At 77.1% G+C, this 5,891-nt stretch carries 3 protein-coding genes; all 3 read left to right on the top strand.

Going from position 1 to position 5,891, the window contains the following annotated elements:
- The coding region (locus LLG88_08680; protein ID MCE5246975.1) for a carboxypeptidase-like regulatory domain-containing protein at window positions 1–3,005 on the top strand (3,005 nt) is incomplete at its 5' end.
- A 187-nt stretch (window positions 3,006–3,192) separates the two neighbouring features.
- A complete protein-coding gene (locus LLG88_08675) occupies window positions 3,193–3,636 on the top strand; it encodes a response regulator (protein MCE5246974.1) in 444 nt (147 codons plus the stop codon).
- Window positions 3,637–3,878: 242 nt separating this feature from the next.
- Window positions 3,879–5,891, top strand: a 2,013-nt coding sequence (locus LLG88_08670) for an MFS transporter (protein MCE5246973.1), incomplete at its 3' end; no start/stop codon positions are given.

Raw genomic sequence — 5,891 nt, 5'->3', positions numbered from 1 at the left:
TCGCCGCCGGCCAGCCGCTGGCGGGCGTCGAGGTGGCCGCGGCCGCGACCCCGACCGGGCCGCCGCGCCGGCCGTTCGGCGCCTTCCGCGGGCCGCGTCCCGGCCAGCCCGGCGGACGGCGCCCGCGCACGGCGAGCGGCGCCGACGGAGCCTTCCGCCTCCGCGGCCTCGACCCGACGGAGAACTGGACGCTCGAGGCGCGCGCCGCGGGGTTCGCGCCGGCGAAGGCCGAGGCCGGGCCGCTCGCCCCGCGCCGCACGCGCGGGGGCGTCGTCCTCGCGCTGCAGCGCGGCGGCGCGATCGTCGGCAGGTTCGTGGACGCGCAGGAGAAGCCGCTGGACGCGGTGGTCGTCGAGATCGCCGCGGCGCCGACGATGGCGCGGGGGCCGATGCCGTTCGGGCCGCCCGCCGACCGCACCGTCTCGTGGCGCGCCCTCTCCGACCGCCAAGGCGAATTCCGCGTCGCCGACCTGCCGGCCGGCCGCTTCGAGCTGACCACGCAGCGCCGCGGCTTCGCGCCGGAGCGCCGGACCGGCCTCGCCGTCGAGGCGGGCGCGACGCTCGACCTCGGCGCGATCGCGCTCGGCCAGGGCGCCGCGGTCGAAGGGCGCGTCGCGGCCGCCGACGGCACGCCGATCGCCGGCGCCGAGATCCGCGCGGCGCCGTCGGGGATGGGCCGCGGGATGATGCGCCGCCGCGGCGCGCCGGAGACCGAGCCGGACGCGGTGAGCGACGCGCTCGGCGCGTTCGTCCTCGCCGACCAGAAGCCCGGCGCGGTGCTCGCGCTCTCCGTGCGCCGCGAGGGGTGCGCCGACCTCGACGTGCCGGGGGTCGCCGTGCCGCCGAACGCGCCGCTGACGATCACCCTCGTCCCGGCGAGCCGCGTCGAAGGCGCGGTCGTGGACGCCGACAAGAAGCCGATCGCCGGCGCGCGCGTCGCGGCGGCGGTCCAGCAGGGGGGCGGCGGGCCGCGCGGCTTCGGGCCGCGCCGCGCGCTCGAGGCGACGGCCGACGAGGACGGGCGCTTCGTCTTCGACGACGTCCCGGCGGGGATCGCGACGCTGACCGCTTCGGCGCCGGGCCGGAAGGACGGCAAGCTCGAAGGGGTGCGCGTCGTCGCCGGCAAGAACGTGACCGGCCTCTCGATCGCGCTCGACGCCGGCGCGTGGCTCGTCGGCCGCGTCCTCCTCGCCGACGGCACGGCGGCGATCGGCGCCGCGGTGGCCCAGGTCGGCGCGCAGAGCGCCGCGACGGGCGGCCCCGGCGGCGGCGCGTCCGCGGCGGCGACGAGCTCCGCGATCGCCGACGGCGACGGCCTCTACCGGCTCGACGGCCTCGGCGCGGGCGGGATCGACGTCGAGGCGACGCTTGAGGGCTCGCAGCGCGCGGTGAAGCACGTCGAGCTCCGCACCGGCGAGAACCAGCTCGACCTGCAGCTCTCCGGCGGCCAGACCGTCTCCGGCTCGGTCGTGGACGACGGCGGCGCGCCGGTGCCGCTCGCCGTCGTCTCGCTCAGCGGGACGACGCCGTTCGGCGGACGCGGCGCGACGGCCGACGACCAGGGGCTCTTCGCGCTGAGCGGCCTTTCCGACGGCGACTACGCGTTGGTCGCGCGGCGCGACGGCTACACGACCTCCGACGCCACGGCGGTCAAGGTCCAGGGAGCGCCGGTGCAGGGGGTCGAGATCAAGCTGCCGCGCGGCGGCGCGATCGTCGGCGCGATCACCGGCCTCTCCGCGGACAAGCTCTCCGGCGTGACGGTCGTCGCGATGCAGCAGGGCCTCGGCGGCGGCGGCGCCTCGGCCTCGCCCGACGCGTCGGGCGCCTTCCGCATCGACAACTGCCGCTACGGCGATTGGACCGTCGTCGCGCGCCGCGAGGAAGGGGCGTCGGCGACGACCCACGTGACCGTCTCCGCCGCGACCCCCGAGCCGCGCGCCGACCTCAGCTTCGGCGCCGGGGCGACCCTCTCCGGAACGGTCGTGGACGGCGCGCAGCCGCTCGCGGGGGCGACCGTCTTCGCCCGCGCCCTCGGCGCGGCGGCCGGCGGCGCGCCGGGCCTCGAGTCGGGCACGGCGACGACGGGCGCCGACGGCCGCTTCAAGATCGAGGGGCTGGCCGCCGGCTCGTACAACGTCTCGGTGCTGCGGATGGCCGACGGCCTCGACTTCTCGACGCAGGTGGACGTTTCGGCCGACCGCGACGTGACGCTCCGCGCGCCGCGGACCACGGTCGGCGGCCGCGTCCTCGACTCGGCCGACCGCAGCGCCCTCGCCGGCGCGACGGCCGAGCTGACCCCGTCCGCGGCGATGGGCGGGCGCGGCGGCGGGCTGCTGCGCGCGACGACCGGCGACGACGGCCGGTTCACGATCGCCAACGTCGCGGAAGGGACGTGGACGCTCGCGGTGCGGCTCGACGGCTACGCCGCGGCGCGGCAGAACGTCTCGGTGGCCGAGTCGGGCGCGCCCGATTCGGAGGTCCTGCTGCAGCGGACGAGCGGCCTCGCGCTGCGCGTGACCCTCGCCGCCGGCTCGGCCCCCGACGCCGTCGAGGCTCTGCTGCTCGACGAGGCGGGGCGGGTCGTGGCCGGCGGGCGCTACGACACCGGCGAGGGCGGCCTGGTGACGATCGGCGACGCGCCGCAGGGGACCTACGCGCTGGTCGTCCAGGCCGACGGCGCGGCGGCGGTGACGACGAGCGCCACGGCGCCCGGAGGGCCGCTGGCGATCCTCCTGCCCGCCCCCTGCCATCTCGACGTCGAGGTGGCCGACCTCGCCGGCAAGGACACGGCGGCCACGCTGTCGATCTACGACGCCAACGGCACGGCCTGGCGGCGGCCGATGAGGCGCAACGCGCCGGCCTCGTTCCCGATGGTCCTGGGGCGGGCGTCGCTCGACGGGCTGCCGCCCGGCACGTGGACGGTCGTCGCGACGACGACGGCGGGCGGGCGCTGGCAAGGGACGGCGACGACGACCGCGTCCGCCGCGGCGAAGCTGGAGCTGTGAGCGGCGCGCCCCGTCCCGCCGCCGCGCGCGGGCGGACGCGGCGCGCCCGACGTCGCCGCCGGGCGTCCGGCATTCCCCGGCCCGCGGAAGGAGCCCGGTCCCGGCCGCGGGAGACGGTCTTGCCGAACCGCTGGACGGGGCATCCGCCGGCGCTATAATCCCGCTCATCTTCGGGGGCTCCATCGCCATGCCTGAAAACAACGCTTCCGTCGTGGGGGCGCCGCTCGTCCGCCCGACCGTTCCGACCTGCGCGGCCAACGCCGCGCCGGGCGGGATCGTCATGGTCGTGGACGACGACGACCTCGTGCGGGAGGTCGCCGGGCTGATGCTGCAGCGCGCCGGCTACCGCGTGCTCAAGGCCGAGGGGGGGCGCGAGGCGGTGGAGATCATGCGCCGCGCCGGCCAGGCGGTGGACTGCGCCGTGGTGGACGTGATGATGCCCGGCGTGGACGGCCCGACGACCCTCGCCGAAATGCGCAAGGTCCGGCCCGACCTGCCGGCGGTGATGTTCAGCGGCTTCGCCGACGACCGCATGACGGCGCGCGCCGCCCAAGGCGCGTCCCGCTTCCTCCGCAAGCCGTTCACGACCGCGGAGCTGGTCTCCGCCGTCCGCGGCGCCCTGGGGCGCTGACCGCCCCTCGCGCGGGCCCGCGTCCCGCCGGCCCGCGCCGATCCGCCTTCTTCGCCTTCCGCGGTTCCCGCTCCGGCCCGCGTCCCGCCGACGCCCCGCAAGCGCCGTTCGTCCGACGAGGCGGATCGTCCGCGCGCTTCCGCGTCTAAGGCGTGCCGCGCCCCCCCCGCATCGGCTAGATTAGCGGGGACGGAGCGCGCCGCGCGGGCCGCTCCGCCCGCACGGAGAGCCCGGGCCGCCCAATGACGCCGAAGGAAGGAAAGGAACGCGCCGCGGCGCGAGCGCTGGCCATTCTGGCGCTGCGCCCCGGCGACGCGGCGCGGGCGCTGATCGCCTCGGCCTACGTCTTCGTCGTCATCGCCGTCTACATCGCCGTGAAGGCGGTGCGGGACAGCCTCTTCCTCGGCAGGTTCGGGGCGATCAAGCTGCCCTACGCGATCATCGGCGTCGCCGTCGGCGTCTCGATCTTCGTCGCGATCTACCTCCGCATCGCGCGGCGCGTCTCGCCGACGACGCTCGGCGTCGGCACGCTGCTCTTCTTCGCCGGCAACCTGACCTTCTTCTGGTGGGCGGCGCGCTTCGACCCGCCCTGGCTCTTTCCGGTCGTCTTCGTCTGGGGCGGGATCTACGGCGTCGTCGGGCCGGCGCAGGCCTGGACGCTGATCAACGACGTCTTCACCACGCGCGAGGCGAAGCGGGCCTTCGGCGCGATCGGCGCCGGGGGGATCGCCGGCGGGATCTGCGGCGGCTGGCTCGCCTCGTGGATCTCGCCGCGGATCGGCACCGTCAACGTGCTGCTGGTCCTCGCCGCGCTCCTCGCCGTCGCGGCCTGGCTCGCGCTGGTCCTCGGACGGCGGCGGCTGCCGGCCTCGCGCGGGGCGGAGCGCGCCCCGCGCCATCTGCCGGAGAGCCTGCGGCTCGTCGCCGGCTCGCCGCACCTGCGGCTGATCGCGGCGATGGTCCTGCTCGCCGCGCTGGCCACGGCGATCGCCGACTACCAGTTCCAGGCGATCGCCGCCTCGCGCCTCAAGGGCGACACCTTGACCTCGTTCTTCGGCGCGTTCTACGCCGCGGTCGGTGCGGTCTCGCTCGCCCTGCAGCTCTTCCTCGCCGGGCGGCTCTTCCGCTGGATCGGCCTCGCCGGCGCGATCCTCGTCATGCCGCTCTCGATGTTCGGGGCGACCATCGCGCTGATCCCGACCCTCTCGCTCTGGGCGGCGGTGCTGGTCAAGGGCTCGGACACGGTCCTCAAGCACTCGATCGACCGCTCGAGCCGCGAGCTGGCCTACCTGCCGGTGAGCCGCACGGTCAAGATCCACGTGAAGTCGGCGATCGACATGGTCGTGGACCGGATGGGGGACGGGCTGGCCGGCGGGCTGCTGCTCTTCCTCACCGGCGCGCTGGCGCTCTCGGTGCGCGGCCTCGCCGTCGTGAACCTCTTCTTCATCGTCCTCTGGACCGCGGCGGCGATCGCCGTCGGCCGCTCCTACGTCGGCGAGCTCTCGCGCTCGATCGCCGAGGGGCGCGCCCAGCCGGCGACCTGGGACGAGGGACTGGCCAGCGCGGAGACGATCGGCGCGCTGCGCGGGGCGCTCCGGAGCGGCGACGAGGCGCGGGCCGAGGCGGCGCTCTCGCTGCTCGCCGAGAACCCGGACTGGGATCTCGCCGAGCCGCTGCGGAAGCTGGCCGCCGAGGGCTCCCCCGCCCTGCGGGCCCGCGCGCTGGCGATCCTGCTCGACCCCTCGCGCCACGGTCCGGCGCCCGGCGTCGGCTCGACGCTCGACGCCGAGGACAAGACGCTCCTCGCCGAGTGCATCGACCTGCTCGTCGCCGAGGAGAGCGACGAGCGGCGGCGGATCACGGCGACGATCCTCGACCGCGCCGGCGGCGAGGCGCGCGGGGCCTGGGTGGCGCTGCTGCTGCGGCGCCTCGGCCCGTCGTTCCGGCCGTTCGGCCACCGCCTGCTGGAGGAGATGGGGCGGGCCGACGCGCCGGCCAACTCGCGCGAGGCGGCGGCGACGGCGATCGGCCTGCTGCCCGCGGCCGAGGGGTACGACGAGCTGTTGCCGGCGCTGCTCCGCGACGAGGATCCGGCGGTGGCCTGCGCCGCGGCCCGCTCGGCCGGGGCGGTCGGCGGACGGGCGCTCGAGGCGCGGCTGCTCCCGCTCCTCGCGCGGCCGGCGACGCGGCGCGCGGCGCGCCTCGCGCTCGCCGCCCACGGCGAAGAGGCGCTCGACGGCCTGGCCGAGGCGCTG

It is taken from the genome of bacterium (assembly GCA_021372775.1).
GTDB lineage: Bacteria > Acidobacteriota > Polarisedimenticolia > J045 > J045 > JAJFTU01.
Note: the sequence above shows the minus strand (reverse complement) of the source record. Positions and strands in the feature narration are given on the sequence as shown.

What these genes read in the sequence shown, in the direction of transcription:
- LLG88_08675 (MCE5246974.1), top strand. Translation starts at nt 3,193, where the DNA reads ATGCCTGAAAACAACGCTTCCGTCGTGGGGGCGCCGCTCGTCCGCCCG.